22 protein-coding genes and 2 pseudogenes are annotated in these 24,443 nt (G+C 45.3%); 20 read left to right on the top strand and 4 right to left on the bottom strand.

Annotated elements, in window-relative coordinates; translation table 11 throughout:
- The first annotated feature begins 674 nt into the window (after nt 1-674).
- The 10 genes and pseudogenes from FYJ39_RS17015 (at nt 675) to FYJ39_RS21405 (ending at nt 10,789) form a co-directional block, all read left to right on the top strand.
- Nucleotides 675-857: a hypothetical protein gene (locus FYJ39_RS17015; RefSeq protein WP_154473616.1), complete on the top strand. Its 183-nt coding sequence runs from the start codon at nt 675-677 to the stop codon at nt 855-857.
- Between the two features lie 21 nt (nt 858-878).
- Nucleotides 879-2,672: a recombinase family protein gene (locus tag FYJ39_RS17010; protein WP_154473615.1), complete on the top strand. Its 1,794-nt coding sequence runs from the start codon at nt 879-881 to the stop codon at nt 2,670-2,672.
- Nucleotides 2,626-2,970, top strand: a pseudogene (tnpA, locus tag FYJ39_RS17005) (IS200/IS605 family transposase); the annotation flags it as partial. The gene FYJ39_RS17010 and the pseudogene tnpA, both read left to right, overlap by 47 nt.
- Before the next feature lie 729 nt (nt 2,971-3,699).
- Complete coding sequence (locus FYJ39_RS17000) at nt 3,700-3,888, top strand: helix-turn-helix domain-containing protein (protein ID WP_154473614.1); 189 nt, start codon at nt 3,700-3,702, stop codon at nt 3,886-3,888.
- Nucleotides 3,881-4,567 carry a response regulator transcription factor gene (locus FYJ39_RS16995; protein WP_154473613.1) on the top strand — a complete coding sequence of 229 codons (687 nt, stop codon included), beginning with the start codon at nt 3,881-3,883 and terminating at the stop codon, nt 4,565-4,567. The genes FYJ39_RS17000 and FYJ39_RS16995 overlap by 8 nt, the downstream gene beginning before the upstream one ends.
- Before the next feature lie 8 nt (nt 4,568-4,575).
- The gene (locus FYJ39_RS16990) at nt 4,576-5,613 is read left to right on the top strand and encodes a sensor histidine kinase (RefSeq protein WP_154473612.1); all 1,038 of its coding nucleotides are present in this window, start codon (nt 4,576-4,578) and stop codon (nt 5,611-5,613) included.
- Nucleotides 5,614-5,723: 110 nt separating this feature from the next.
- Nucleotides 5,724-6,407: an ABC transporter ATP-binding protein gene (locus FYJ39_RS16985; protein ID WP_154473611.1), complete on the top strand. Its 684-nt coding sequence runs from the start codon at nt 5,724-5,726 to the stop codon at nt 6,405-6,407.
- Nucleotides 6,404-8,725, top strand: coding sequence for an ABC transporter permease (locus FYJ39_RS16980; protein WP_154473610.1), 2,322 nt, complete (start codon nt 6,404-6,406; stop codon nt 8,723-8,725). The genes FYJ39_RS16985 and FYJ39_RS16980 overlap by 4 nt, the downstream gene beginning before the upstream one ends.
- Before the next feature lie 495 nt (nt 8,726-9,220).
- The gene (locus FYJ39_RS16975) at nt 9,221-9,655 is read left to right on the top strand and encodes a sigma-70 family RNA polymerase sigma factor (RefSeq protein WP_154473609.1); all 435 of its coding nucleotides are present in this window, start codon (nt 9,221-9,223) and stop codon (nt 9,653-9,655) included.
- 66 nt (nt 9,656-9,721) lie between these two features.
- Nucleotides 9,722-10,789: a recombinase family protein gene (locus FYJ39_RS21405; protein WP_287847831.1), complete on the top strand. Its 1,068-nt coding sequence runs from the start codon at nt 9,722-9,724 to the stop codon at nt 10,787-10,789.
- A 160-nt stretch (nt 10,790-10,949) separates the two neighbouring features.
- Here the strand turns inward: FYJ39_RS21405 and FYJ39_RS16965 are convergent, their stop codons facing one another.
- A complete protein-coding gene (locus tag FYJ39_RS16965) occupies nt 10,950-11,150 on the bottom strand; it encodes a hypothetical protein (protein ID WP_154473607.1) in 201 nt (66 codons plus the stop codon).
- Nucleotides 11,151-11,480: 330 nt separating this feature from the next.
- On the bottom strand, nt 11,481-11,861 hold the full coding sequence (locus tag FYJ39_RS16960) for a MerR family transcriptional regulator (protein ID WP_353847311.1): 381 nt from the start codon (nt 11,859-11,861) through the stop codon (nt 11,481-11,483).
- Nucleotides 11,862-11,934: 73 nt separating this feature from the next.
- Here FYJ39_RS16960 and FYJ39_RS16955 point away from each other — a divergent pair, with 73 nt between their 5' ends.
- Nucleotides 11,935-12,534 (top strand): SDR family NAD(P)-dependent oxidoreductase, encoded by a 600-nt coding sequence (locus FYJ39_RS16955; protein WP_353847312.1) that lies wholly within the window; start codon nt 11,935-11,937, stop codon nt 12,532-12,534.
- A 611-nt stretch (nt 12,535-13,145) separates the two neighbouring features.
- On the opposite strand, the gene FYJ39_RS16950 is transcribed toward FYJ39_RS16955, so the two are convergent.
- Complete coding sequence (locus FYJ39_RS16950; protein WP_207708708.1) at nt 13,146-13,493, bottom strand: hypothetical protein; 348 nt, start codon at nt 13,491-13,493, stop codon at nt 13,146-13,148.
- A 337-nt stretch (nt 13,494-13,830) separates the two neighbouring features.
- Between FYJ39_RS16950 and FYJ39_RS16945 the strand changes: the two genes are divergently transcribed.
- The 3 genes from FYJ39_RS16945 (at nt 13,831) to ilvC (ending at nt 16,277) form a co-directional block, all read left to right on the top strand.
- Nucleotides 13,831-14,499: an HAD family hydrolase gene (locus tag FYJ39_RS16945; RefSeq protein ID WP_154473605.1), complete on the top strand. Its 669-nt coding sequence runs from the start codon at nt 13,831-13,833 to the stop codon at nt 14,497-14,499.
- Nucleotides 14,500-14,629: 130 nt separating this feature from the next.
- Entirely contained in the window at nt 14,630-15,154 is a 525-nt protein-coding gene (ilvN, locus tag FYJ39_RS16940; protein ID WP_407923860.1) for an acetolactate synthase small subunit, read from the top strand.
- Between the two features lie 112 nt (nt 15,155-15,266).
- Nucleotides 15,267-16,277: a ketol-acid reductoisomerase gene (gene ilvC, locus FYJ39_RS16935; protein ID WP_154473604.1), complete on the top strand. Its 1,011-nt coding sequence runs from the start codon at nt 15,267-15,269 to the stop codon at nt 16,275-16,277.
- Nucleotides 16,278-16,339: 62 nt separating this feature from the next.
- Here ilvC and FYJ39_RS16930 read toward each other — a convergent pair whose 3' ends face one another.
- Nucleotides 16,340-17,221, bottom strand: coding sequence for a LysR family transcriptional regulator (locus FYJ39_RS16930; RefSeq protein ID WP_154473603.1), 882 nt, complete (start codon nt 17,219-17,221; stop codon nt 16,340-16,342).
- Between the two features lie 248 nt (nt 17,222-17,469).
- Here FYJ39_RS16930 and FYJ39_RS16925 point away from each other — a divergent pair, with 248 nt between their 5' ends.
- The 6 genes and pseudogenes from FYJ39_RS16925 to nusA all read left to right on the top strand — a co-directional run bounded on the left by FYJ39_RS16925 (nt 17,470) and on the right by nusA (nt 24,438).
- Nucleotides 17,470-18,753 carry an L-cysteine desulfidase family protein gene (locus FYJ39_RS16925; RefSeq protein WP_353847314.1) on the top strand — a complete coding sequence of 428 codons (1,284 nt, stop codon included), beginning with the start codon at nt 17,470-17,472 and terminating at the stop codon, nt 18,751-18,753.
- 2 nt (nt 18,754-18,755) lie between these two features.
- Nucleotides 18,756-19,958 (top strand): annotated as a pseudogene (locus tag FYJ39_RS16920) (dicarboxylate/amino acid:cation symporter).
- A 65-nt stretch (nt 19,959-20,023) separates the two neighbouring features.
- Entirely contained in the window at nt 20,024-21,253 is a 1,230-nt protein-coding gene (hydF, locus tag FYJ39_RS16915; RefSeq protein ID WP_154473601.1) for a [FeFe] hydrogenase H-cluster maturation GTPase HydF, read from the top strand.
- 128 nt (nt 21,254-21,381) lie between these two features.
- Nucleotides 21,382-22,521: an N-acetylglucosamine-6-phosphate deacetylase gene (gene nagA, locus FYJ39_RS16910; protein WP_154473600.1), complete on the top strand. Its 1,140-nt coding sequence runs from the start codon at nt 21,382-21,384 to the stop codon at nt 22,519-22,521.
- Nucleotides 22,522-22,754: 233 nt separating this feature from the next.
- Nucleotides 22,755-23,222, top strand: coding sequence for a ribosome maturation factor RimP (locus tag FYJ39_RS16905; protein ID WP_154473599.1), 468 nt, complete (start codon nt 22,755-22,757; stop codon nt 23,220-23,222).
- A 37-nt stretch (nt 23,223-23,259) separates the two neighbouring features.
- The gene (gene nusA / locus FYJ39_RS16900; RefSeq protein WP_154473598.1) at nt 23,260-24,438 is read left to right on the top strand and encodes a transcription termination factor NusA; all 1,179 of its coding nucleotides are present in this window, start codon (nt 23,260-23,262) and stop codon (nt 24,436-24,438) included.
- The last annotated feature ends 5 nt before the right edge of the window (nt 24,439-24,443 follow it).

The following is a 24,443-nucleotide window of genomic DNA, read 5'->3' as shown; positions in this document are numbered from 1 at the left end:
CAACTTGGCACAAAGTTAAAAATGTAGGAAACAGAAAAATGAGAATCACTTCGACATAATTGGGGTAGAAGTTGAAGGGCTGAGCTTTATGCTTGTGAACGAATTGGACACAAGACAGTGCTTTTATTTTCTGAAAATCAACTTCGTCCCAAGTTGGGATGAAGTGCTACGGTGTAACTTGCACCAAAGTAAGGCGTAGAGATTTTGTATTGTAAATTCTTGATGAGGTGTCCGGAATTTCGTAAATGTCAAAATGACTTCTGGACAATTTGTCCAGAGGTATCATCATGCTTCAATTAGAAAATCAAAAATATCCTTACTACAACTTACGGTAAAATGAAAATCTGCTATTAGCTGCCTGTTCTCAACTTTGGGATATGCTCTTTGGCTGAACTTGACAAGATTGCTTATTTCGACATTTCATGCTATGATAGCTACAGATGAAAATTAAATACTGCTTCATACAAGATTTTATTGATGGGCAAGCCCCATATTTATACAAACATATTTTTAGTCAGTCCGAACTGTCGGAGCTGTTACATGGAAGCATCAAGTCAGATACAGAATCTTTTGTGTCTGTTATTGTTGCATCTGTGTAGCAGCTTTTTTCATTATCTGACTTTGAACCAAGTTGGTCCGAGGTCAGAACCACAGATAGAAACGGAGGGAACTATTTGATTGCAGTAATTCACAGAGGACAAAAATTCAAAGAAACTATGGAAGCTTTTCAGCAGAAACGAGCAGAGTTTATCGCACAGGGAATCAGAAGTTTTGACGCAGAAACCTTGTATGTGTTTCTGGAATGGATTCGTGGCAACGGCCACAAACTTGATAGAATAACTGGGATGGCGGTATGATATGAGCGGAGGTGACTACCCATGAAGAAACAGAGAAAAGTTGAAAAAGATAACCGTGGCGTTGCGATATACGCCCGTAAATCTCGTATCACCAATAAGGGTGACAGTATCGGTGTTCAATTCAAACAATGTGCGGATTACGCCAAAAAGGAATTGGGGTTGGATGAGGAGTATGAATTTTTACAATACGAGGACAAAGGACTCAGCGGATATTTTTCAGACAGACCGGATTTTCAGAGAATGCTGCATGATGTGCAGGACGGAAAAATCAAAGCAATCGTATGTTACAAGCTGGATCGTGTCGGCAGAAAAACAGCCGACCTAATCCGCCTGATGGATTTCTTGGAAATGTACCATGTTGACCTGCTGATTTGCTCAAACGGTATCAATACTGCCAGCGGACTCTATAAAATCTTCATTCAGATATTTGCGGTCATTGCGGAATTTGAAAGGGATACTCTGACAGAAAGAATTGTAGATAATATGATGGAACTTGCAAAGGACGGTCGATGGCTCGGCGGCAATACACCGATGGGATTTACCGTTCGACGTGTAACAACCGGAAGCGGTAAGGGCAAATCAGCCTACAGCTACTTAGAAAGTCTGCCAGAAGAAAAATGTATGGTTCAGCGTTTGTATGAAATTTTTCGAACCACTCGCAGTATCCAGACCACTGCAAAGCAGATGAATGAGGAAGGATTTCACACTCCTTCCGGTGCTGCATTTAACGCATCCACCACAAGACTGGTTTTGAGAAATCCTATCTATTGTACTGCTGATAAACGCAGCTATGATTATTTCATCGACCATGACGGCAATGTGTTTGGAGATATGATAGAGTTTGACGGAACTCACGGATTGTCGGCTTACAATAAAACTGATCAGGAAAAGTATGAAGGCAGTGACAGCACATTTATCTCTCCAAAATATGTTCAGACCATTGAAAGCAAGCCTGTTAGCGAGTGGATTATTGCGGTCGGAAGGCATGAAGGCTTTATTCCAAGTGAACAATGGATTGAAGTGCAGGAACTTCTGGATGCTATTGCAGAGAAATACAATCGACCTCATAGAAAGACCAACGCACTGTTGGCGGGGCTGGCGCATTGTCCTCACTGTGGCAGACGATTGAGTGTAATTTCCGAGTCCGACCGTTGGACGAATGGAAAGCCTCGATTTAAATATGTTTGTCCCGGTTATCGTAAAAAGGAATGTAATTTTAAGGCAGTGGATGGCGTTCTTCTGGATGAATTTGTCGTACAGCAGCTATCTGAACTGTCGGATGAAAACAGCGAGCGTTTCAGAAGGATTCTGGAAATTAAAATCGAGGAGGTTCTGGAACAGTCACAGACGGTACAGGAACATAACCTCATTAAAAAGAAACGTGATAAGCTGAAAGCGGATATTGCAGCACAGACAAGAAATCTGCGTGAAGCAGATGGCAGTATCAAGCAATTTATTCAAGAGGATTTGCAAAATCTGGCTGAAGAACTGAGGGAAACGGAGCGGCAGCTTTCCAAACTGGATGAAGGCAGAAAGAACAATATGATTGCCATCCGTGACTTGGAAATGACAAAAGAAAGGCTGCTCTCCTTTGCAGAATATGCAAAGGATGCGCAGCCGGAGGTTCTGGTCACTTTGATCCAGACGATTGTAGAAAGAATTTATATTGTGGATAAGGATGACGAGCGTTACTGCCACATCTTTATCAAGGACTGTTCCGGAGAAGATTACACCGGCTTCTTCCAGACAGCCGGTTACATAGAGCAAAATACTGTCCCTGTGTGTGATTCAGAACAGTATTGCATTTGTACCTAAGTATCGAAGACAAGAAATTTATGGGAAATTGAAAGCAGATATTGGAAAGATACTAAGAATGTTATGCGAGAGAAAAGGTGTGAATATCATAGCAGCGGAGTGTTGCCCAGATCATATTTATATGTTGGTAGAGATACCGCCGCATTTGAGTGTGTATTCATTTATGGGATATTTGAAAAGTAAAAGTAGTCTAATGATTTTTGAAAGACATGCCAATTTAAAGTATAAGTATGGGAATCGACATTTTTGGTGCAGAGGGTATTATGTTGATACAGTAGGAAAATATGAAAGTGCAATCTTGGTTTTGCCAATATTGGAAAATCCCGCCCAATTAAATATAGATATAATTAAATAAATAATATATCAAGTATAGAAATATCAAATTCTATCCTATCCGTTCCCTTTTCGTTTTCGGCAGGGATAGAAAAAAACTGGATAGAAGCAGACACAAAAAGAGATTTGCATGGTGTGTTTTCAAATTCCAGGACAGGGGCACGAAAAAATGTAGTGATTAGGGTTGAAAAACAGCAAATAAATCTCTTATATTGGCTTTTTGTGAAGTAGGCATTATGATTTCCCATCTTGACCGCCCACGCTCCATACAGAGGAGAAAGGGGTGGATTTTCGACACTTTCTTGATGGTTTGAATAGGATCGGAAGGGATGATTTGTCGCAGCAGTAGGCGCTGTGGGAATGTGTATAACCGGCCTTCATATCGGAGCTGTGGGAAACCTGTTTGCAGGCTTATGGGAAAGACCCGTCCTTTTCCATGGGCTGTGAATGGGTTTTCCATCGGCGGAGCGGCCTGTTATGCACATTTCCATGGCGCAATTCTTTTCGTTTTCTGATAAGGGTCTGGGATATCCCAGCAAGCGATTTTTTATTTTCGGGCAAGGGACCTGAAAATGAGAAAATCCGCAAGTGTGGCTACACTTGCTGTGCTTGCTACCTTATCTTTTTCAAAGTTCACAAACTATACCTTGTATTCTTCGAGAAGACGAATTATGATATATATGGGAGGTGCGGTATGGACTACATGACTTTGAAAGAAGCAGGCGAGAAATGGGGCGTGTCCCCACGATGGATAAACTATTACTGCGCTGCAGGGCGCATCCCCGGCGCTGTGAAAATGGCGACGGTATGGTTGATACCCAAGGATGCGAAAAAGCCGATTGATGGTAGAACAAAACAAGGGAGGGCTTTGAAACATGAGTAAGATACTACTTTTAGAAGATGATCTGAGTCTTATCAACGGGCTTTCCTTTGCTTTCAAAAAGCAGGGATTTGAACCCTATATTGCCAGAACGCTCAAAGAAGCGGATGCGTTATGGGCAGATGGAAAATATGATTTGCTGGTACTGGATGTATCGCTGCCGGATGGCTCCGGCTTTGAATTTTGCAAGAAGGTACGACAAGTTTCCAAAGTGCCGATTATTTTCCTTACCGCTTCGGACGAAGAAATGAACATTATTATGGGGCTGGATATTGGCGGTGATGACTATATCACAAAGCCATTTAAGTTGGGTGTACTGGTGTCCAGAGTGAATGCACTGCTTCGCCGGGCAAATTCTTTCAATGCAACAGACACAGAATTGCAATCGAATGGAATCAAGGTTCTTTTGCTTCAAGGACAGGCTTTCAAAAATGGGGAACTGCTGGATTTGACCGCCGCAGAATACAAGCTGCTGTGTTTGTTTATGAGAAGTCCTAATATGGTACTCACCAAGGAACAAATCTTAGATAAGCTATGGGACTGTGATGGAAATTATATTGACAGCAGTACCCTTACTGTATATATGCGGCGGCTTCGCATGAAGATTGAGGATAATCCAAGTGACCCTCAAATGCTCCTGACCGTTCGGCGCATGGGCTATAAATGGAATGTCGTTCAATGAGGTGGCCTATGAAAATACTTGCGAATAAAGACATCAAAAATTTGTTCCTTTCGTTATCGGTTATTTGGGCAGTATCCCTCATGTTGGCACAAGGTTTCCTATGGCTGCGCTATCAACGGTTTTCTTTGAGCCTGCTGTCTATTTTTCTGTTGGCGTCAGTTGCAATATGGGCGGTCTGCTGGGCCTATTTCAGAAAGCAAAATAAGGTCATGGAACAGGCGGTATCACAGATCCATGCGTATCTTGACGGCGATATAAATGCCCGTATTGAATGTGACAACGAGGGTGAACTGTATCGGCTATTTCACTCTATCAATTCATTAGCAGCAGTCTTAAATGCTCATGCAGATAATGAGTTGCGGGAAAAAGCGTTTTTGAAAAATACGATCTCCGATATTTCCCATCAACTAAAAACACCACTGGCGGCTCTGAACATTTATAACGGTCTGCTTCAGGACGAAGATGTGGAACCGTCCTCGGTGAAAGAATTTGCCGATTTATCCGAACAGGAACTTGACCGCATTGAAATGCTGGTGCAAAGCCTGCTCAAAATCACAAAGCTGGATGCCGGTTCTATCGTGATTGAAAAGGACACAGAGAATGTAGCGGATATGATGCGGGATATTGAGCTGCATTTCGCATACAGGGCCAGACAGGAGCAGAAAGAAATCATCCTGTCTGGCTCGGACAATGTTTCGCTTCTTTGCGACCGCGATTGGCTGACCGAAGCCATTGACAACATCGTGAAAAATGCCCTCGACCATACGGAAAGCGGCGATATGGTTCGTATTACATGGAGAGAGTTGTCCTCTGCCGTTCAGATCACCGTAAAAGATAATGGCTGCGGCATCCACCCGGAGGATTTGCACCATATCTTCAAACGGTTTTACCGCAGCCGTTTTTCTAAAGACAAGCAGGGAATCGGGCTGGGTCTGCCGCTGGCAAAGGCCATTGTGGAGGCCCACAGCGGCACGATTGAGGTAGACAGCGAATTAGGGAAAGGCACAATCTTTACGATGAATTTTTTAATTCCTACAAAATTGTAGGCTGGTTGTAGGGTGACAGTAATATTTCGGTGCTATCCTTTTCATCGCAGACAGAAAAAGAAGTCCACCTGTCTGCATCGCAAGAACATTTAGAAAGAGGTGTTTGCACTATGAATTTATTAGAGGTCAAAAATATTTGTAAGACCTATGGCAGTGGGGAAACTGCCGTCAAGGCTTTGAAGGATGTCAGCTTTTCCGTTCCCAAGGGTGAGTATGTAGCAATCGTTGGAGAATCCGGCTCCGGCAAGAGTACTTTGCTCAACATGGTTGGCGCACTGGACACTCCCACTTCGGGTAAGGTACTGATTGATGGCAAGGACATTTTTTCCATGAACGACCGAAAGCTGACCGTATTCCGTCGTCGGAACATTGGTTTTATCTTTCAGGCGTTTAACTTGATTCCAGAACTGACCGTGGAGCAGAATATTATCTTCCCGATGCTGCTGGATTACCAGAAGCCGGACAAGAAGTATTTGGAAGAACTGCTGGCGGTGCTGAATTTGAAAGAGCGTCGGAACCATTTGCCCAGCCAGCTTTCCGGCGGTCAGCAGCAGAGGGTAGCCATCGGACGTGCGTTGATTACCCGCCCCGCTCTGATTTTGGCTGACGAACCGACCGGCAATCTGGACACCCAGAACAGCAGCGAGGTCATCGCCCTGCTGAAAGAGGCGTCCAAAAAGTACGAGCAGACCATCATTATGATTACCCACAACCGCAGTATCGCGCAAACGGCTGACCGTGTATTGCAGGTATCGGATGGCAACCTCACCGATTTCGGGAGGTGCCGCGAATGAAAAGCTACTTAAGTCTTATTCCGATTTCCGCAAAGATACGGAAGAGACAGAATCGGATGACGATGCTGTGCATCATCATTTCGGTGCTGCTGGTTACGATAATTTTCAGCATGGCAGATATGGCGATCCGCATGGAAAAGACACGCGTGATCGAAGAACATGGGAACTGGCATATCATGTTGAAGGAGCCATCTGAGCAGCAGACCGAGCAAATCGCACAGCGAACAAATGTGATGGCTTTCTCCCGTTATGACGGACTGAACTTTAATTTATCCAAAGACTATACGATCAAGGGAAAAAGCTGTGTCATCGCAGGTGGTGATCGTGCGATTCTAACGGAGATCTATGACAATTTGACCGAGGGACACTATCCTTCAAACGAGGATGAAATTTTACTTTCCAATCGTGCAAAGGGACTGCTTTCTCTGAAGATTGGAGATGCGATTACCGTACATACACCAGCCGGAGATTTTGACTATACGATTTCCGGTTTTGGAGGAGATGTTACCATCACCACAGATGCCGATATTGTGGGTGCTTTTCTGAATTGGGACTCCTTCCAAAGTCTTGCAAAAGCAGAAGGAAGTAAGCTTGCTCCCGTCTGTTTTGTACGCTTTGACGAGAATATCAATATTCGTAAGGTAATTGCAGAGCTGAGGCAAACCTATGGCTTTACCGATGAAACATTATCCGAAAACACGGCTTTGCTGGGATTAACAGGATTCAGCAGTGATTCTTACATCATGGGAATGTACCTTGTAGCTGCAATCTTGTTTGTGCTGGTTCTGGCTGCGGGAGTCTTTATGATTGCGGGAAGTCTGAACAGCAGAACCGCGGAGCGAACACAATTTTTTGGAATGCTTCGCTGTGTTGGGGCAAGCCGGGCACAAATCATGCACATAGTCAGGTTAGAGGCTCTTTATTGGTGCAAAACAGCGGTTCCGATTGGTGTGATAGTTGGAATTGCGGGTACATGGATGCTTTGTGCATTGCTTCGGTTTGGCGCGGGCGCTGAGTTTGTACAAATTCCGCTATTTGGAATTAGTAGCGTCGGTATCATCAGCGGAATTGTCGTTGGTGTTTTGACCGTGCTGTTATCTTCCATCTCTCCCGCGAGGCGGGCGGCAGGTGTTTCTCCGGTTGCGGCTGTTACCGGAAATCTTTCCGAAAAAGGGAACGTATCTCGGCCCATCAGGAGAAGCTTTTTGAAAATTGAGACGGCATTGGGGATTCATCATGCCGTATCCTCTCCCCAAAATCTACTTCTCATGACTGGCTCCTTTGCGCTCAGCATCATTATGATTTTGAGCTTTTCCGTTCTTATACAATGGGTGAATATGGCGCTCAATCCATTAAAGCCATGGGCACCGGATGTCTTCTATAGCAGTCCTGATAACCTGTGCGAAATTGAAAAAAGCTTTGCCAAAGAGGTAGAAAGCCGGCCGTATGTAAAGCGGGTATTTGGGCGGATGTATCAAAGCCTTCCTGCAGAATATGAAGGGAAATTGGGGCAAATTGATTTGATTTCTTATGAGAGTCAGCAGTTTCAGTGGGCAGCAGAAGATTTGATTGCAGGTGATATATCGGCTGTCTCCGAAGGCAACGGTGTACTGACGGTTTTTGATAAAAGCAACTCTTTGAAGGTGGGCGATACGATTCGGCTGGAGCAGACAGAGCTTACTGTGACCGGAGTCTTGAAAGATAGTCCCTTTGATACATCGGATCAGCCAACTGTGATCTGCTCAGAGAAAATGTTTGAGGAGATTACAGGCAAAGATGCCTATGCTGTTCTTGACGTACAGATGTCCAAAGAGGCAACAGCACAGAATGTGAATGAGCTTTATGCATTGGCAGATGAACATTATCGCTTTTATGATCGACTGGCACAAAACAAGGACACACAAAATACCTATTATATGTTCTGTCTCTTTGTTTATGGATTCCTCGCCGTGATCACATTGATTACCATGATTCATACGGTAAACAGTATTTCTATGAGCGTGTCTGCAAGGATAAAGCAATACGGAGCCATGCGTGCAGTAGGGATGGATAGCCTGCAAATCAAGAAGATGATTGTCATGGAAGCCGCCACATACACAACGCTTGGACTCCTCGCAGGTTGTGGTCTGGGTTTACCGCTGCATCATTTTCTCTATTCTCAAATGATTACAAATTATTGGGGAACGGCATGGCAAATCCCTTTCACATCGATTGGAGGAATATTGGTGCTGCTTGTGTTCATTTCTCTTCTTGCACCTTTCGCTCCGGCAAAGCGTATTTGCAATATGCCGATTACTGCAACCATCAACGAATTGTAATTCATAAATTTTAATCTGCCGCACGACGGCAAAAGAAAAAAAGCCGTCGTACAGCAGACTATTTGACACGCCCATTTGAAACGGCGGCTTTGATTTGCAGAGCCGCCGTTTCTTTTCGTATTTCCTAAACCTACGACGACCCTAACACCGTGTAAAAGCGCGGCGGCACATAGGAGGATGCCGCCGTGCTTATTTTTGGTTTTCTGCACAATACCCATGAGCTTCACCAGCTAAAAAAAGCGTAGCTCCCCCTCCGGGTAAGTCCGGCGTTGAGTATGTACTGTACTGTGTAGCATCCTACATTTTTGTATCCCCGCGCGCCCGATTGGTCTTGTACCAGTCGGGCGCTTTTTGTTGTTTTACAGGGCGGCCGAAAACATATTTTCAAAAAAATCAAAAAAGGAGGCTTTTAGCGGGCAGCGGACGGCCTTGCGTTCGCCTTGTTAGCAGAAAGGGAGAAATCCACCTCATTCCCCCAGGAAAGGGGGTGAAAAGATGGATGTGATCCCCAGTAATGACTATGGCGAGCGGTGCCAGTTTGATGCCTATTGCAAGCTGGTACTCTACCATGAGGCAATCGACTATCTCCGGGAAATGCAGAGACGCCGGGACAGGGAACTGTCATTCAGCGATCTTCCGCAGGCCGAGATGGACAATCTCTATATGGTTGACAGGTATCCCAGCGACAGATTTACTTTCTCGTCCCATGGGTATGACCTGCATATCGACAACGAGCTTGTGGCGGATGCCTTTGCCGGTCTGTCCTCCCAGGAGCAGAGCATTTTGATCCTGCATTGTGTCCTGGAATTGCCGGACCATGAGATCGGCCGCCTTGTGGGAATATCCCGCAGCGCCGTACAGCGGGGACGGACAAAATCGCTCAGCGAGCTTCGGATCAAATTGATGGCGCTTATGCCGAAGGGAGGTTAACGCGAATGAAGCAGCCTAAATACAAAGGAAAAGAGCTTCTTCCTCTTTCGGTGATCGACGCCGCCCATCGTCCGCCGAATATTTGAAATGTGTGCCGGGGGTATGGGTTCCAGGAGCATAGCGACAAGGCTGAACGAGGAAGGTGTCCTCTCACCCGCAGAATACATCCGTTTCCAAAAACACGATCCCGAAAAGGACGGGCCATTTGTGCGGAAGAAGTTTTGGGGACAGACCTATATCCGTACCATCCTGCAGAATGAAATGTTCATCGGCAGCATGGTCCAGGGAAGGCAGCACACCCCATCCTACCGCACAAAAAAGCGGGTGAAAAAAGAAAAGGAAGACTGGATCGTTGTTCCCGACATGCACGAGGCGATCATCTCAAAGGAACTTTTCGACCAGGCACAGAAGTCGCTCCACTCCCGCCGAATCGAGCCCCACGCGAACAGCCCCCACCATACAGACCCGGATGTGTTTTCTGGTTTGTTTCGCTGTGAGGCCTGCGGCACGGCCATGCGAAAGCACCGGACGGGCAACGGCAAGTATGTGTATTATGTCTGCGGCCGCCACCATCAGCAGGGCAAATTTGCCTGTTCCAGCCATTACATTAACTGCGATGTAATAACCCGGATCGTCCAGGAGGACATAAAAAGAAATGCCGTTCTGTTCTCCGGGGATACAGAACGGGCAATAAAAGAATTGATGGAGCGGAAGTGTTCCGAGGATGAAAAGCGATTGTCGCAGATGAAGTCGGAACTGGTTTCTTCCAGAAAGCAGCTTGGTGCTCTGGACACAAAGCTGCGTCGTGTGTATGAGGACAATCTTTCCGGCAAGCTTCCTGACCACATATTTACCATGTTCATCTCTGATTATGACAAGGAGAAGGCTGGGCTGCGGGAAACCATCAGAGATTTGGAAAAACGTATAGACGCCTCCACCGCCGCAAGGTCGGATGTGGTGCGGTTTGCAGAAATGATCCGGAAATATACCAGCTTTGACGAGCTTGACAGTTTCATGCTACATGAACTAATTGAGAAGATCACTATTTACGAGACTCCAGGCATGGGGCGCTACCGCAAGGGCAAAGAAAAAATCATCACTATCTATTACAAGTTTGTGGGTGCATTACAATAAACCGTCTTTATACCAAAATGGAAAACCATCATCGCGCGATAAGCGGCAATAAAGGGCGGTAATTTTGTCAGACTGCCTTAACATAGTTTCTGCTCCTTTCGTTGGCGGGCAGTCTGCCAATACAGGATTGCTTATCTCTATTGTATCGGCTCCGGTATTTTTAATCAACATCTTTCTTACCTTTTTCCTGCTCCATGAGGCGTAAAACCTTATGCGGCAGGCTCCTTTCCGCGTCATGGCTCCCCGTAAAGCGATAGAGCGTTCTGCCGGATTTTAACGTTACTTCATGCTTTGGTAACTCTTGAAACAGCGGATTTTCCACCACGATATGCCCGTCCTTGATTTTTCGTTTCTTTTCCATTCCTTTCCCGTCCTTTCCTTGTTTTGTAATGTAATAAGTTTCGTAGCAAGCATAGAAAAGGGATACCCTTTTCGTAAATCTGCCCGCCTATGCCTATGGCTTGTCGGACAGATTTTGTTTGTTGGGAAGTCTCCCAAACCCTCTGAAATTCCTTTCACTACCTACAACACCGCACAAGGCGATTTTGCCGAAGTTTTAGCGAAATTTTTTTCAACTCTTTTCTTACTTCTTAATACGGGAAAGTTTATGAAATGCCAAAGTAAAGAGAAAAAAATTACGCCTGCGTTCATTCAAATCAGATGAAAACAGGCGTGTTATTGCGTGGAAGATTTATTCTTTTGTGGTGCGCTCAATTTCATGGAAATAAAAATCAATTTTATCGTCCAGTTTTTCCATATGTTCCTGTAACTGCTGTATTTGTTCATTCAGATATTTTCGGTGCATAATCAGCATTTCCATTTGCTCGTTAAGCGTCGAAGCGCCCGCCGCCCGCAATTCTGCATAATGCTGAATTTCTTTAATCGGCATACCTGTATCTTTCAGACGTTTGATAAATTCAATCCATGCAAGGTCTTTATCAGAATAGCAACGCCGGTTACTGGAATTGCGTTCTGGTGTGATTAAATGCTCATGCTCATAATAACGCAAGGTGTGAATACCTAAATTTGTCAATCTCGAAAATTCGCCTATTGAATATTCCCAAAAAATCACTCCCTATCTCTTGACATAGAGTTCACTCTACATTGTATGCTCGTATTATATCAAGAACGAGGAGGATTTGCAAATGGTAAAAGATACAGGCAGATACACCGTTATTACAGGAGCGAGTTCGGGTATTGGATATGAAACAGCAAAGGTATTTGCGGAGCGGGGCAGTCATCTGATTATAGCCGCCCGTCGGAAAGGCAGACTGGAAAACTTGAAACAGGAGATTTCAGTATTATATCCGTCGATTGATGTTGTCATTAAGACAACAGATTTATCTATATCCAATAATGCTTTTCGGTTTTATGAGGACGTAAAAACATATCCTCTGAAAACGTGGATTAACAATGCGGGGTTCGGGAATTATGACAGTGTTTCACATCAGGATTTAAAGAAAATCCAACAAATGCTGCACTTAAATGTGGAAGCACTGACGATTCTTTCTTCCCTATTTGTCCGCGACTTCAAGGACACGGAGGGGACACAGCTTATCAATATTTCTTCTTGCGGCGGCTATACGATTGTTCCTAATGCTGTAAACTTATTGTGCGGCGAAATTTTATGTCAGCACTTTTACAGAGGGGCTGGCGTGGGAGTTAAAGCAGTGCGGGGCAAAGATGAAAGTAAAGGTATTAGCCCCGGCCGCGACAAAAACGGAGTTTGGAAAAGTAGCGAATGATGTTTCGGAATATGATTATGACAGGCTTTTTGGCACTTATCATACAACCGAACAGGTGGCGTCATTTCTGCTTGAATTGTACGACAGTGATAAGATTGTGGGATTAGTAGACAGAGAAAATTTTTCTTTTCACTTATGCAATCCGCAATTCCCGTATGCCGGAGATTCAAAGCACAATCAGAAAATGTAATATATTCTATATCTTGCCGCACGACGGTAAAAGAAAAAAAGCCGTCGTGCAGTAACATATTTTGTGTGTTGAGATTATTCAGATATGGCGGTATGCCGGAGGTATCGCCATGTTTTTTCTTATACTGTCCATATTCCTAAACGGTTAAAAAAATTCTGTTCCCCGTTGTGGAATATTTTGCCCATAAAGATGAACTATCAGCTCATTTAGTATGTCTTGATAACTCATATTACCCAAACGCCTATGTAGTCTTGCACTTCATGGGCGTTTGTTGTAATAGCCCCCTACTGGGAAGAAAGGGGGTGATGAGAACATGACAATGGCAGCTTTATAATTAAATCCTAACAATTGCATGGTTTTGAGCGTATCCACACTAATCAATTCTTTAATTTGCTCATAGCTTTTTACCTGCTCATTTTTTTTATTTACTTACTTCTTCCTCGCCTTTAGTCATAGAGGAAATAAGCTGGAAAGATTTTATGATTTCAAGCACACGAGAAACCGTATTATGAAGATGTTCAATATCCTCGTCGCTAATTACTATTCTATCCAGTTCTGTTTTATATGCTTGAGCAATACGGATAGCTTCTTCGCGTTCAGATAAAAGCTCATTAACAATTTCATCGTAAGTGTTGCGAACTTTCTCTAAATTCTTCTCGTCCTTAATGGATTTGATTTTTGTATTTATAGCGGTCGCGGCACCTTTTACCGCAAGAGTAGTTAATGATACACCCATTTCTGCCAAAGCAGACATATATACATCTTCCATTTCATTTACTCCTTAGTAATAATAATTGTAATATAATCATACCATCTGTCTAAAAAAAGCAAAGCGAACACTCCTAAATAATAAGGAATTTCCACTTTATTCATGTTGCACCCTGTATGGCAGTTATCCTCTTTCAGTTTGTTAATGATACTGTTTTATGAGTAGCTGCCCTAATAGCTGCCTTTTTTAATTGTTTTACATTTAGAAATTGAATGTGGTATACTGTAAATACCTTTAACCTTAAAGGCATATGGCAGAACGTTTGGATTCAGATGCCTAAGGAAGCAATTAAGGATGGAAAGCAATCGAACTGTTAAGGAAAAAGGAGTATACTGCAATGAGCGAAAAGACCCATATTTTATTTGATCTGGACGGAACCCTTACAGACCCCAAGGAAGGTATTACCAAGTCTGTTTGCTACGCGCTGAAGCATTATGGCATTCAGGTGGAGGATTTGGACAGTCTGTGCCCCTTTATCGGTCCTCCTCTTACAGACAGCTATAAAAAATATTATGGCTTTTCCGATGAACAGGCGCGAGAAGGCATTTTAGTTTACAGAGAATATTTTAGCGCCAGGGGCTGGAAGGAGAACAAGGTGTATGCCGGAATTAAGGAAATGCTTCAGTCTCTTAAGGAGTCCGGCAGGCATTTGCTGTTGGCTACCTCCAAGCCGGAGGTATTCGCGCTGCAGATTTTGGAGCATTTTGGCATGGCAGGGTATTTTGAATGTATCGGAGGCGCGGATTTAGGGGAAACCAGAAGCCGGAAGGAGGAGGTGATAGGCTATGTCCTGGAGCGGTGCGGCCTAAGCTCTAATAAGGAAGCAGTGAAGAGAGCGATTATGGTGGGGGATCGGGAATATGATGTGTTGGGAGCTAGACGGTGGGGGATGGAATCCGTAGGCGTACTTTATGGATATGGAGACATGCAGGAGATGAGAGCCTGCCGTCCAGATTATATGGTGGAAACAGTGGAGGAGCTTAAGAGGCTTTTGCTGTCTATGTAGAAGACATATAACTTAGGCTCATGCTATCTATTCCTATTATGCAATTGACAAATAGAACAATGATTGTTATGATTGGAACTATGATTATAAGGGGCGTTGTCAGGCTGCAAAGCGTTTGGAAACGTTCCATATGCAGAGAGGGTGGGATGAGATGGATGACAGAATCGTGTTATCGCTGCTTGTAGACAACACTGCCGGTGTACTGGCGCGGGTTGCGGGGTTGTTCAGCCGCCGCGGATATAATATTGAGAGTTTGACCGTAGGCGTTACTGCTGACCCGCGGTATTCCAGAATGACGGTGGTCTCTCTGGGAGATCAGACGGTGCTGGAGCAGATAAAGAATCAGCTTAATAAGCTGGAAGATGTAAGAGATATCAAGGAATTAAAGCCGGATCGCTCCGTATATCGTGAGCTTATGATGATCAAGGTTCGCGCAAATGCGGCAGACCGGCAGTCAGTCAGCGCAATATCCAGCATTTTCCGGGCGACCATCGTAGATGTAGGCAAGGATTCTCTGACGGTTATGCTGACAGGCGATCAGTCTAAGCTGGATGCTCTGATTAATCTGCTGGAGGATTACGAGATTTTGGAGCTGGCCCGCACTGGCCTTACAGGGCTGGAGCGAGGATGCGAGGATATCCGGGTTTTACCATAGAAGCCTTTGGGCAGATTGGGTGCATAAGGGGCGGCCAGGGGCGGACTGAGAGCCGCCGGTTTTGTTGCCTTAGCATATACATTTTCAAAGGAATTTTAAGGAGGAAAAAGGAATGCCAAAGATTTATTATCAGGAAGACTGTAATTTATCCTTACTGGAAGGCAAGACCATCGCGGTGATCGGCTACGGCAGTCAGGGACACGCCCATGCTTTGAATTTAAAAGAGTCAGGGTGCAATGTGATTGTGGGTCTGTATGAGGGAAGCCGCTCCTGGAAGAAGGCAAAGGAGCAAGGCTTTGAGGTATATACAACCGCAGAGGCAGCTAAGAGGGCTGACATTATTATGATTCTTATTAATGATGAAAAGCAGGCGGCTATGTATAAGGAGTCTATTGCTCCTAATTTAAGACCTGGTATGATGCTGATGTTTGCCCATGGCTTTGCGATTCATTTTGGACAGATTGTACCTCCAAAGGATGTGGATGTTGCTATGATCGCTCCTAAGGCTCCGGGACATACTGTAAGAAGCGAATATATGAGAGGAAGAGGAACCCCCTGTCTGGTGGCCGTTTATCAGGATGCCACTGGTAAGGCGCTGGATATGGCGTTGGCTTACGGCCAGGGCGTGGGAGGCGCAAGGGCCGGTATTTTGGAGACTACCTTTAAGGTTGAGACTGAGACAGATCTATTTGGCGAGCAGGCTGTGCTTTGCGGTGGTGTGACAGCTCTTATGAAGGCTGGCTTTGAGACTCTGGTGGAGGCGGGATACGCGCCTGAGAATGCATACTTTGAGTGCGTTCATGAGATGAAGCTTATTGTGGATCTGATTTATGAGAGCGGCTTTGCGGGTATGCGGTATTCTATCTCTAATACGGCTGAGTACGGCGATTACATAACAGGGCCTAAGATCGTTACGGATGAGACAAAGAAGGCTATGAAGAAAATTCTCAGCGACATTCAGGACGGAACCTTTGCCAAGGATTGGCTTTTGGAAAACCAATCTGGCTGCCCTCATTTTAACGCAATGAGAAAGAATGAAGCGGATCAGCCCCTGGAGAAGGTTGGTGCTGAGCTTAGAAAGCTTTACAGCTGGAATGATACGGATAAGCTGATCAATAACTAATATTACAATAATAAAGGGACAAAGTCATGCTCCAGTCCGAGGCGTGATTTTGTCCTTTTTCTTTAGTATAGAAATTCCAGAAATGTTTTCAGAGCCGTAGTCTGATTGGATGGATGATAGGCGAATCCGATGGTTCTTCTGTGAATAGGGATGTCAAGCGGCACTTCAATCAGCGTGTGGTTATCCAGCTCCTTCTGAATTAGCTCCTTTATAACGCAGGCTACGCCAAGCCCTATTTTAGCAAACTCAATGAGTAAATCCATAGTAGTTACCTCCAAAATCTGCCTTGGAAGTATGTGGTTTTGTGCCATGTATTCATCCACATGGTGCCGGGTCATGTTGCTGGAGTCTAGGAGCATAATGTTTCCTGTCTCGAATATATCAGTATCCCGGCCTTCTCTGAGATAGAGATTCTCAAGGTAGGAGGGAGTAGTTACAAAAATATCCTGTATATCCATCACTGGAATAAAGGACAAGTCCCTGCGCACAGATGGCTCGGCTACTAGTCCAAGGTCAATTTTTTGCTGCTCCAGCCTGGACAGGGTTTGGGCTGTGGATTGGCTTTCTATGGTTATCCTCATGTGAGGATACTGATCGATAAAGGTTTTTAAGTAGGGCAGCAGGATGTACTTGCATAGTGTGTTGCTGACGCCAATGCGCAGATGACCAATATCAAATTCCTGAATCCGCTTAAGCTCCAGCTCTCCCCGTTCCAGAGCGTCAAAGGCCTCTTTGGTGTGTTCGAAGAGGACTTCGCCTTCAGCAGTCAGCTGTACTCCTCTGGAACTTCTGGTAAAGAGAGAGAGGCCCAGGCTATCCTCCAGCTTGCTGATGGCCTTGCTGATAGCGGGCTGGCTGATATAAAGCTCCTTTGCCGCTTTTGAAATGTTTCCGGCCTTGGCTACCTCATAAAATATCTTATATTGGGATAGATTCTGATCCATAACTTCCCCCTCTCTATCTATAACGAATTTTTATGGATTTATTTCATATCATATATTTTTATTATAACAATATATAGGATAAAATGTAAAGCTCTGATATAAAATTGGCATTTACAGATTCAACTTCTCTGGAATGGTAAATCGTTAAATTAATTTTACATCAGCATCATTTTATGGTACAGTAGAAAAAGAGCAAATGAATTATGGCTGCGTTTTGTAAAATCAGACCCAAGAGGAAAGGAAACAGCATTGTTATGGAAAAGACGAATGAAAAGTACAAAGCTTATGTACAAATTCTTAAGGAGGAGCTGCTTCCTGCTATGGGATGTACGGAGCCCATTGCTTTGGCGTATGCCGCGGCGATAGCCAGAAAAACCCTTGGAACTATACCGGACAGGGTGGTCATCGGGGCCAGCGGAAGCATTATTAAAAATGTAAAGTCTGTTATCGTACCCAATACCGGCCATCTCAAGGGGATACCGGCTGCAGTCACAGCCGGTATCATAGCAGGCAGGCCGGAAAAGGAGCTGGAGGTGATTGCAAAAGTTACACCAAAGCAGGCCGCGCAGATGAAGGAGTTTATGGAACATACGGATATTATAGTGGAGCATGTGGATCATGGAGCTACCTTTGATATCATGATTACTCTGTATAAGGGGAGTTCCTATGCCAAGGTGCGTATCGCCGTCTACCACACCAATATTGTGCTGATTGAGAAGGATGGAAGCATACTGCGGCAGGTGGAGGTGAAGGGGGAAGCAGAAGATGGACTGACAGACAGAAGCCTGCTGAATATGGAGGATATATGGGATTTTGCCAATACAGTGGATATTGCGGATGTGAAAGGGATTTTGGATCGTCAGATTGAGTGTAATATGGCCATTGCCGAGGAAGGGCTTAAAGGGGATTATGGCGCCAATATCGGAAAGGTGCTGATTGCCATGTCGGAAGATAATGTACAAACCAAGGCCAAGGCTATGGCCGCAGCCGGTTCTGATGCCAGAATGAACGGGTGTGAGCTGCCTGTGATCATCAATTCAGGAAGCGGCAATCAGGGAATTACAGCTTCGGTTCCTGTTGTAGTATATGCCAGAGAGCTGAAGGTAAGCGAGGAGAAAAAATACCGTGCTCTGACCCTGTCCAATCTCACAGCAATTCATCAGAAAACGCCAATAGGCCGTTTATCAGCTTATTGCGGAGCAGTAAGTGCAGGCGCTGGGGCAGGCGCTGGAATTGCGTATCTGTGCGGAGGAGGATACCAGGAGGTGGTGCATACCGTTGTAAACGCATTAGCTATCGTATCAGGGATTGTCTGTGATGGGGCGAAGGCATCCTGCGCTGCGAAGATTGCTTCGGCTGTAGATGCCGGTATCCTGGGCTACCATATGTATATTCGTGGTCAGCAGTTTTATGGGGGAGACGGGATCGTAACCAAGGGAGTTGAGGCTACACTGAAAAACGTTGGTCGTTTAGGAAAAGAGGGAATGAAGGAAACCAACAAGGAAATTATAAAAATTATGATTGGAGAATAGATATGAAAAAAATAGCAGGCAGTTTACCATTTAAGCTTTTGCTGGGCGTGATTCTGGGAATTCTCATAGGTCAGGCAGCCAATGAAGGTTTCATGCATGTGATTGTAACCATCAAATATATACTGAATCAGATAATTATATTTTGCGTTCCGCTTATTATCATTGGTTTTATTGCCCCTTCTATTACAAGGCTGGGCAGCAATGCGTCAAAGCTGCTGGGAGTTGCTGTGACCATTGCCTATCTGTCATCCATTGGCGCCGCTCTGTTTTCCATGACAGCTGGCTAGGTTATCATTCCCTATTTGTCCATCGCTTCAAAGGCGGATGGATTAAAGACGCTTCCGGATATTGTTTTCCAGCTGGATATACCGCAGATTATGCCTGTTATGAGCGCCCTGGTATTTTCTCTGCTTTTGGGTCTGGCCGCTACTTGGACGAAGGCAAAGGTAATAACCGGCGTATTGGAGGAATTTCAGCAGATTGTGCTTTCCATTGTTACCAAAATCGTCATACCGATTCTTCCGATCTTTATCGCTTTTACCTTCTGTGCGCTGTCATATGAAGGAACCATTACAAAGCAGCTGCCTGTATTCCTGAAGGTCGTTGTCATCGTTATGGTAGGACATTTCATCTGGATGGCTTTGCTCTACGCAATCGGAGGCGTTTACTCTGGCAAAAACCCGGTGGAGGTGATCAAAAACTATGGTCCGGCTTATATCACTGCAGTGGGAACCATGTCTTCGGCCGCGACTCTGGCAGTTGCTCTCCGCTGCGCTAAAAAGTCTCAGCCGCCCTTAAGAGATGATATGGTTGATTTTGGCATTCCTCTTTTTGCCAACATACATCTGTGCGGCTCTGTTCTGACCGAGGTGTTCTTTGTCATGACTGTATCCAAAATACTTTACGGCTCTATTCCTTCGATAGGTACCATGCTGCTGTTTTGTGCCCTTCTTGGCGTATTCGCCATCGGGGCTCCCGGCGTTCCGGGAGGGACTGTCATGGCTTCTCTGGGCCTGATTACAGGCATACTTGGGTTTGATGAAACAGGAACCGCTTTGATGCTTACTATTTTTGCGCTCCAGGACAGCTTTGGCACGGCCTGCAATGTGACCGGTGACGGTGCCCTGACCATGATGCTTACAGGCTTTGTGGAGAAGCATGGAATTAGGAGACAGAAGTCTTCTGACAGACGTCAGCCTCTGTAGTATGGCCGCGTTTGCTGCCATAGCATGTGGCTGTCTTCTATGCTGAAAGGAAAGGAGTATTTTGAATGGGAATGAACAATACCCCGGCATCCGACCGGGTTCATATCGGATTCTTTGGCAGGAGAAATGCCGGAAAGTCCAGTGTATTAAATGCAGTGACAGGTCAGGAGCTGGCTGTGGTATCGGATGTCAGGGGAACCACCACAGATCCCGTGTTTAAATCCATGGAGCTTTTGCCTCTGGGACCTGTCGTAATGATTGATACTCCTGGAATTGATGACGAGGGGGAGCTGGGTAGGCTCAGAGTGAGTAAGAGCTTTCAGGCGCTTAACAAGACCGATGTGGCAGCGCTTGTAATAGACGGCTCCCTGGGATGGAGTCCTGAGGATGAGGCTCTTTGGAAGCGGATTCAGGAAAAGAAAATTCCCTGTGTCGTTGTCTGTAACAAGGCCGATTTGGGAAAGAAAAATTTAGTTCCTTTAGAATGTCCCGTGCTTTCTGTAAGCGCTCTCACAGGAGAGGGGATTCATGCCTTAAAGGAATGTCTTGCGAGGCTGGGAAAGCCGGAGGAAAACAGCCGGAGGATAGCGGGAGATTTGATAGATCCCATGGATGTGGTGGTGCTTGTGGTTCCCATTGATTCTGCGGCTCCGAAGGGCCGTCTGATACTGCCTCAGCAGCAGACGATTCGGGATCTGCTGGAAGTTCAGGCTGTAACTGTTGTGGTGAAGGAAACTGAGTTGGCCAAATCCCTGGAATTACTGGGAAAGAAGCCTCGTCTGGTTATCACCGACAGCCAGGCTTTCGCCAAGGTGTCAGAGGACACGCCGGAGGATATTCCTCTCACCTCCTTTTCCATTCTTTTTGCCAGGTATAAGGGGGATTTGGAGTCCGTGGTAAAAGGGGTGGCGGCTTTGGACAGTATAAAAGAGGGAGATAAAATTCTTATTGCCGAAGGCTGCACTCATCACCGCCAGTGTGAGGATATCGGAACGGTGAAGCTGCCCGGCTGGATTCGCCGGTATACAAAAGCTGAGCCTGAGTTTGTCTTTATGTCAGGTACAGAATTTCCAGATGATTTAAGTCCTTATAAAATGATTGTCCACTGCGGCGGCTGTATGCTCAATCAGAGGGAGATGAAGTACCGTATGAAACGTGCAGCAGATCAGGGGGTACCCATAACAAACTACGGGATTCTTATTGCCTACACCCAGGGAATCTTAAGGAGGAGCGTGGAACCATTTCCTCAGATTGCGGCGATTCTGCGGCCGGATTCCAAAAGACTGAAAAAATAAAAAGAAAAAAATTTCTAATTAAATAAAAATGATTGAAAATATGTTTTTATATGCTATACTAAACCTGAGAAAAAGATAATAGTAATCATTTAAATAAAATCTAAAAATATTAGAAAAGGGAGGTAAACATGCGGATTCAGGGAAAACGTATTTGGATTGCAGGACAGTTTATGGCCGCTTCGTTGCTTGTTGAGAATGGTATAATTAAGCAGGTGGCGGAGTATGGTTCAGCGCAGGAAGATGTAGATTATGGGGATAAAAGGGTTCTTCCCGGCTTTATCGACATCCATACCCATGGAGCTTATGATTTCGACACAAACGATGGAGAGCCAGAGGGTCTTAGAAGGTGGATGAAGCAAATTCCCGAGGAAGGAGTGACAGCTATTCTGCCAACTACTGTCACCCAGATGCCTGATATATTAAAAAAGGCTGTAGCTAATGTGGCGGCAGTGGCAGAGGGAGAATACGAAGGAGCGGAAATACTAGGCATTCATTTTGAGGGGCCTTATCTGGATATGGATTACAAAGGCGCTCAGCCGCCGGAGGCCATCACGCCGCCTGTCATAGAGCAGTTTAAGGAATATCAGGAGGCCGCAAAGGGATGGATTAAGTATATTACTCTGGCTCCTGAGCACGATCCGGATCATGTCCTTACAAGATACTGCTCATCTAACGGAGTAGTAGTCAGTATGGGCCATTCCTCCGCATCCTATGAGCAGGCTCTTTTGGGAATTGCCAATGGCGCCATGTCTATGACCCATGTTTATAACGGGATGACGCCCTACCACCACAGGAAGCCGGGGCTGGTAGGAACCTCCTTCAGAGTCAGGGATATTTACGGAGAAATCATCTGTGACGGCTGCCATTCCCACCTGGCTGCCCTTAACAATTTCTTTACAGCAAAGGGCAGAGACTATGGGATTATGGTTAGTGATTCTCTCAGGGCAAAAAATTGCCCTCCGGGAGGCAATTACCAGCTTGGAGGACATGATATTGAGATAGGCTCTGACGGCCTGGCAAGGCTAAAGGGAACGGACACCATTGCAGGAAGTACTCTTAATATGAATAAAGGGCTCAGGATTTTGGTTGAGGAGGCTATGGTTCCTTTTGACACGGCCGTGAACGCCTGTACCATTAATCCGGCCAGATGTCTGGGAGTAGACAGACGGAAGGGAAGGATCGCCGCCGGCTGTGACGCTGATCTGGTGGTTCTGGGGGATGATTACAGCGTTATTCAGACCTGGTGCAGAGGCAGGGAAATGCTGTAGAGAGCAGAAGAGGCGTCTGACAGGCAGTGTGCCATGTTTGCGGCTTTTGTGTACAGCGCTTTAATTATTCAAGCTGTTGGGAATAGTTTGAGAAATTTTAAGAAATTTCCTTTAAAACTCTTGCATTTCTTAAAACATGATGTTATAGTGTATGAGATAACTAATGTAGATTACTGATAAAGAGTGGACATCGGTCCACTCTTTCATTTTGGGTAAGAAAGCAGGTGCGGCCCATGGGGAAAAAGGAAGACTATGAAAGAAGGGTGGAGGCATACCTCCTTCCTCTGACGGAAGAACATAACTTCGAGCTGGTAGATGTGGAATATGTAAAGGAAGCAGGAAACTGGTATCTGAGAGCCTATATTGATAAGGAGGGTTCAATCTCCGTGGATGACTGCGAGGTGATCAGCCGGAAGCTGGGAGACTGGCTGGACAAGGAGGATTTTATCTCTGAAAGCTATATTTTGGAGGTGAGCTCGCCGGGGCTGGGCCGGCCTCTTAAGAAAGAAAAGGACTTCATAAGAAGCATGGGTAAGGACGTGGAGGTGAAGCTGTACCGTCAAATGGATAAACAGAAGGAATTTACGGGCGTCTTACGTGCATATGATGATTATACTGTGACATTGTCTATGGAGGACGGCAGTGAACTGGTATTTAAGAAGGCCGATATAGCTCTCATACGGCTTGCTTTTGACTTTTAGTTAATTCACATGCCGAGGCATGGATAGGAGGATAAACATGAACAAGGAACTGTTAGAGGCAATGGAAGTTTTGGAGAAGGAGAAGAATATAAGCAAGGATACGCTTATAGAGGCCATTGAAAATTCTCTGCTCACTGCCTGCAAGAACCATTTTGGAAAAGCCGATAACGTAAAAGTAACCATGAATCCTGAAACATGTGACTTTGCCGTATACGCAGAGAAAACGGTAGTTGAGAATGTGGAAGACGATATTATGGAAATCAGCCTGACGGAGGCCAAGATGATGAGTCCCAGATATGAGGCAGGGGATGTGGTGCAGATTCCTCTGGACTCCAAAAAGTTTGGCCGAATAGCAACTCAGAATGCCAAAAATGTGATTCTTCAGAAAATCCGCGAGGAGGAGCGAAAGGTTCTTTATAATGATTACTATACAAAGGAAAAGGACGTAATGACCGGCATCGTTCAGCGCTACCTTGGTAAAAATATAAGCATTAATTTAGGAAGGGTAGACGCCATCCTGAATGAAAGCGAGCAGGTGAAGGGGGAGACTTTCCGCCCCACAGAACGTATCAAGGTATATGTGATCGAAGTGAAGGATACACCTAAGGGGCCGAGAGTTTCCGTTTCCAGAACACATCCTGATCTTGTGAAGCGACTCTTTGAATCTGAGGTTGCAGAGGTGAGAGACGGTACAGTAGAGATTAAGGCCATTGCCAGAGAAGCTGGCTCCAGAACAAAGATTGCAGTTATGTCCACGGATCCTAATGTGGACCCTGTAGGAGCTTGTGTAGGCTTAAACGGCGCAAGGGTGAATTCCATTGTCAATGAGCTGCGGGGAGAAAAGATTGACATTATTTGCTGGGATGAAAATCCTGCCTATCTGATTGAAAATGCCTTGAGTCCTGCAAAGGTGATTTGCGTAGTGGCTGATGAGGAGGAAAGGGAAGCTCAGGTTATCGTTCCGGATTACCAGCTTTCACTGGCCATTGGCAAGGAAGGGCAGAACGCAAGGCTGGCGGCAAGGCTTACTGGCTATAAAATTGATATTAAGAGCGAGAGCCAGGCAAGGGAACTGGGGCTTTTTGAACAGATGGGGCTTCAGTACGGCGATTCACAGCCTGAGCCTGCAGAGGACGCATATGAGGAAAGCTACGAAGAAGAGGGAAACTACCAGGAATATGAAGAGGGCTGCCAGGAAGACACTACCGAACAGTAGAAGGG

The organism is Clostridium porci (genome assembly GCF_009696375.1).
Lineage (GTDB): Bacteria > Bacillota > Clostridia > Lachnospirales > Lachnospiraceae > Enterocloster > Enterocloster porci.
The sequence above is the reverse complement of the archived record's forward strand: the minus strand, read 5'-3'. Positions and strand labels throughout refer to the sequence as shown.

Bases quoted from the DNA above. Each gene is read 5' to 3' on its own strand.
- FYJ39_RS17010 (WP_154473615.1), top strand. From the start codon at position 879: ATGAAGAAACAGAGAAAAGTTGAAAAAGATAACCGTGGCGTTGCGATA.
- FYJ39_RS17000 (WP_154473614.1), top strand. From the start codon at position 3,700: ATGGACTACATGACTTTGAAAGAAGCAGGCGAGAAATGGGGCGTGTCC.
- FYJ39_RS16995 (WP_154473613.1), top strand. From the start codon at position 3,881: ATGAGTAAGATACTACTTTTAGAAGATGATCTGAGTCTTATCAACGGG.
- FYJ39_RS16990 (WP_154473612.1), top strand. From the start codon at position 4,576: ATGAAAATACTTGCGAATAAAGACATCAAAAATTTGTTCCTTTCGTTA.
- FYJ39_RS16985 (WP_154473611.1), top strand. From the start codon at position 5,724: ATGAATTTATTAGAGGTCAAAAATATTTGTAAGACCTATGGCAGTGGG.
- FYJ39_RS16980 (WP_154473610.1), top strand. From the start codon at position 6,404: ATGAAAAGCTACTTAAGTCTTATTCCGATTTCCGCAAAGATACGGAAG.
- FYJ39_RS16975 (WP_154473609.1), top strand. From the start codon at position 9,221: ATGGATGTGATCCCCAGTAATGACTATGGCGAGCGGTGCCAGTTTGAT.
- FYJ39_RS16965 (WP_154473607.1), bottom strand. From the start codon at position 11,150: ATGGAAAAGAAACGAAAAATCAAGGACGGGCATATCGTGGTGGAAAAT.
- FYJ39_RS16955 (WP_353847312.1), top strand. From the start codon at position 11,935: ATGGTAAAAGATACAGGCAGATACACCGTTATTACAGGAGCGAGTTCG.
- FYJ39_RS16950 (WP_207708708.1), bottom strand. From the start codon at position 13,493: ATGGAAGATGTATATATGTCTGCTTTGGCAGAAATGGGTGTATCATTA.
- FYJ39_RS16945 (WP_154473605.1), top strand. From the start codon at position 13,831: ATGAGCGAAAAGACCCATATTTTATTTGATCTGGACGGAACCCTTACA.
- ilvN (WP_407923860.1), top strand. From the start codon at position 14,630: ATGCAGAGAGGGTGGGATGAGATGGATGACAGAATCGTGTTATCGCTG.
- ilvC (WP_154473604.1), top strand. From the start codon at position 15,267: ATGCCAAAGATTTATTATCAGGAAGACTGTAATTTATCCTTACTGGAA.
- FYJ39_RS16930 (WP_154473603.1), bottom strand. From the start codon at position 17,221: ATGGATCAGAATCTATCCCAATATAAGATATTTTATGAGGTAGCCAAG.
- hydF (WP_154473601.1), top strand. From the start codon at position 20,024: ATGGGAATGAACAATACCCCGGCATCCGACCGGGTTCATATCGGATTC.
- nagA (WP_154473600.1), top strand. From the start codon at position 21,382: ATGCGGATTCAGGGAAAACGTATTTGGATTGCAGGACAGTTTATGGCC.
- FYJ39_RS16905 (WP_154473599.1), top strand. From the start codon at position 22,755: ATGGGGAAAAAGGAAGACTATGAAAGAAGGGTGGAGGCATACCTCCTT.
- nusA (WP_154473598.1), top strand. From the start codon at position 23,260: ATGAACAAGGAACTGTTAGAGGCAATGGAAGTTTTGGAGAAGGAGAAG.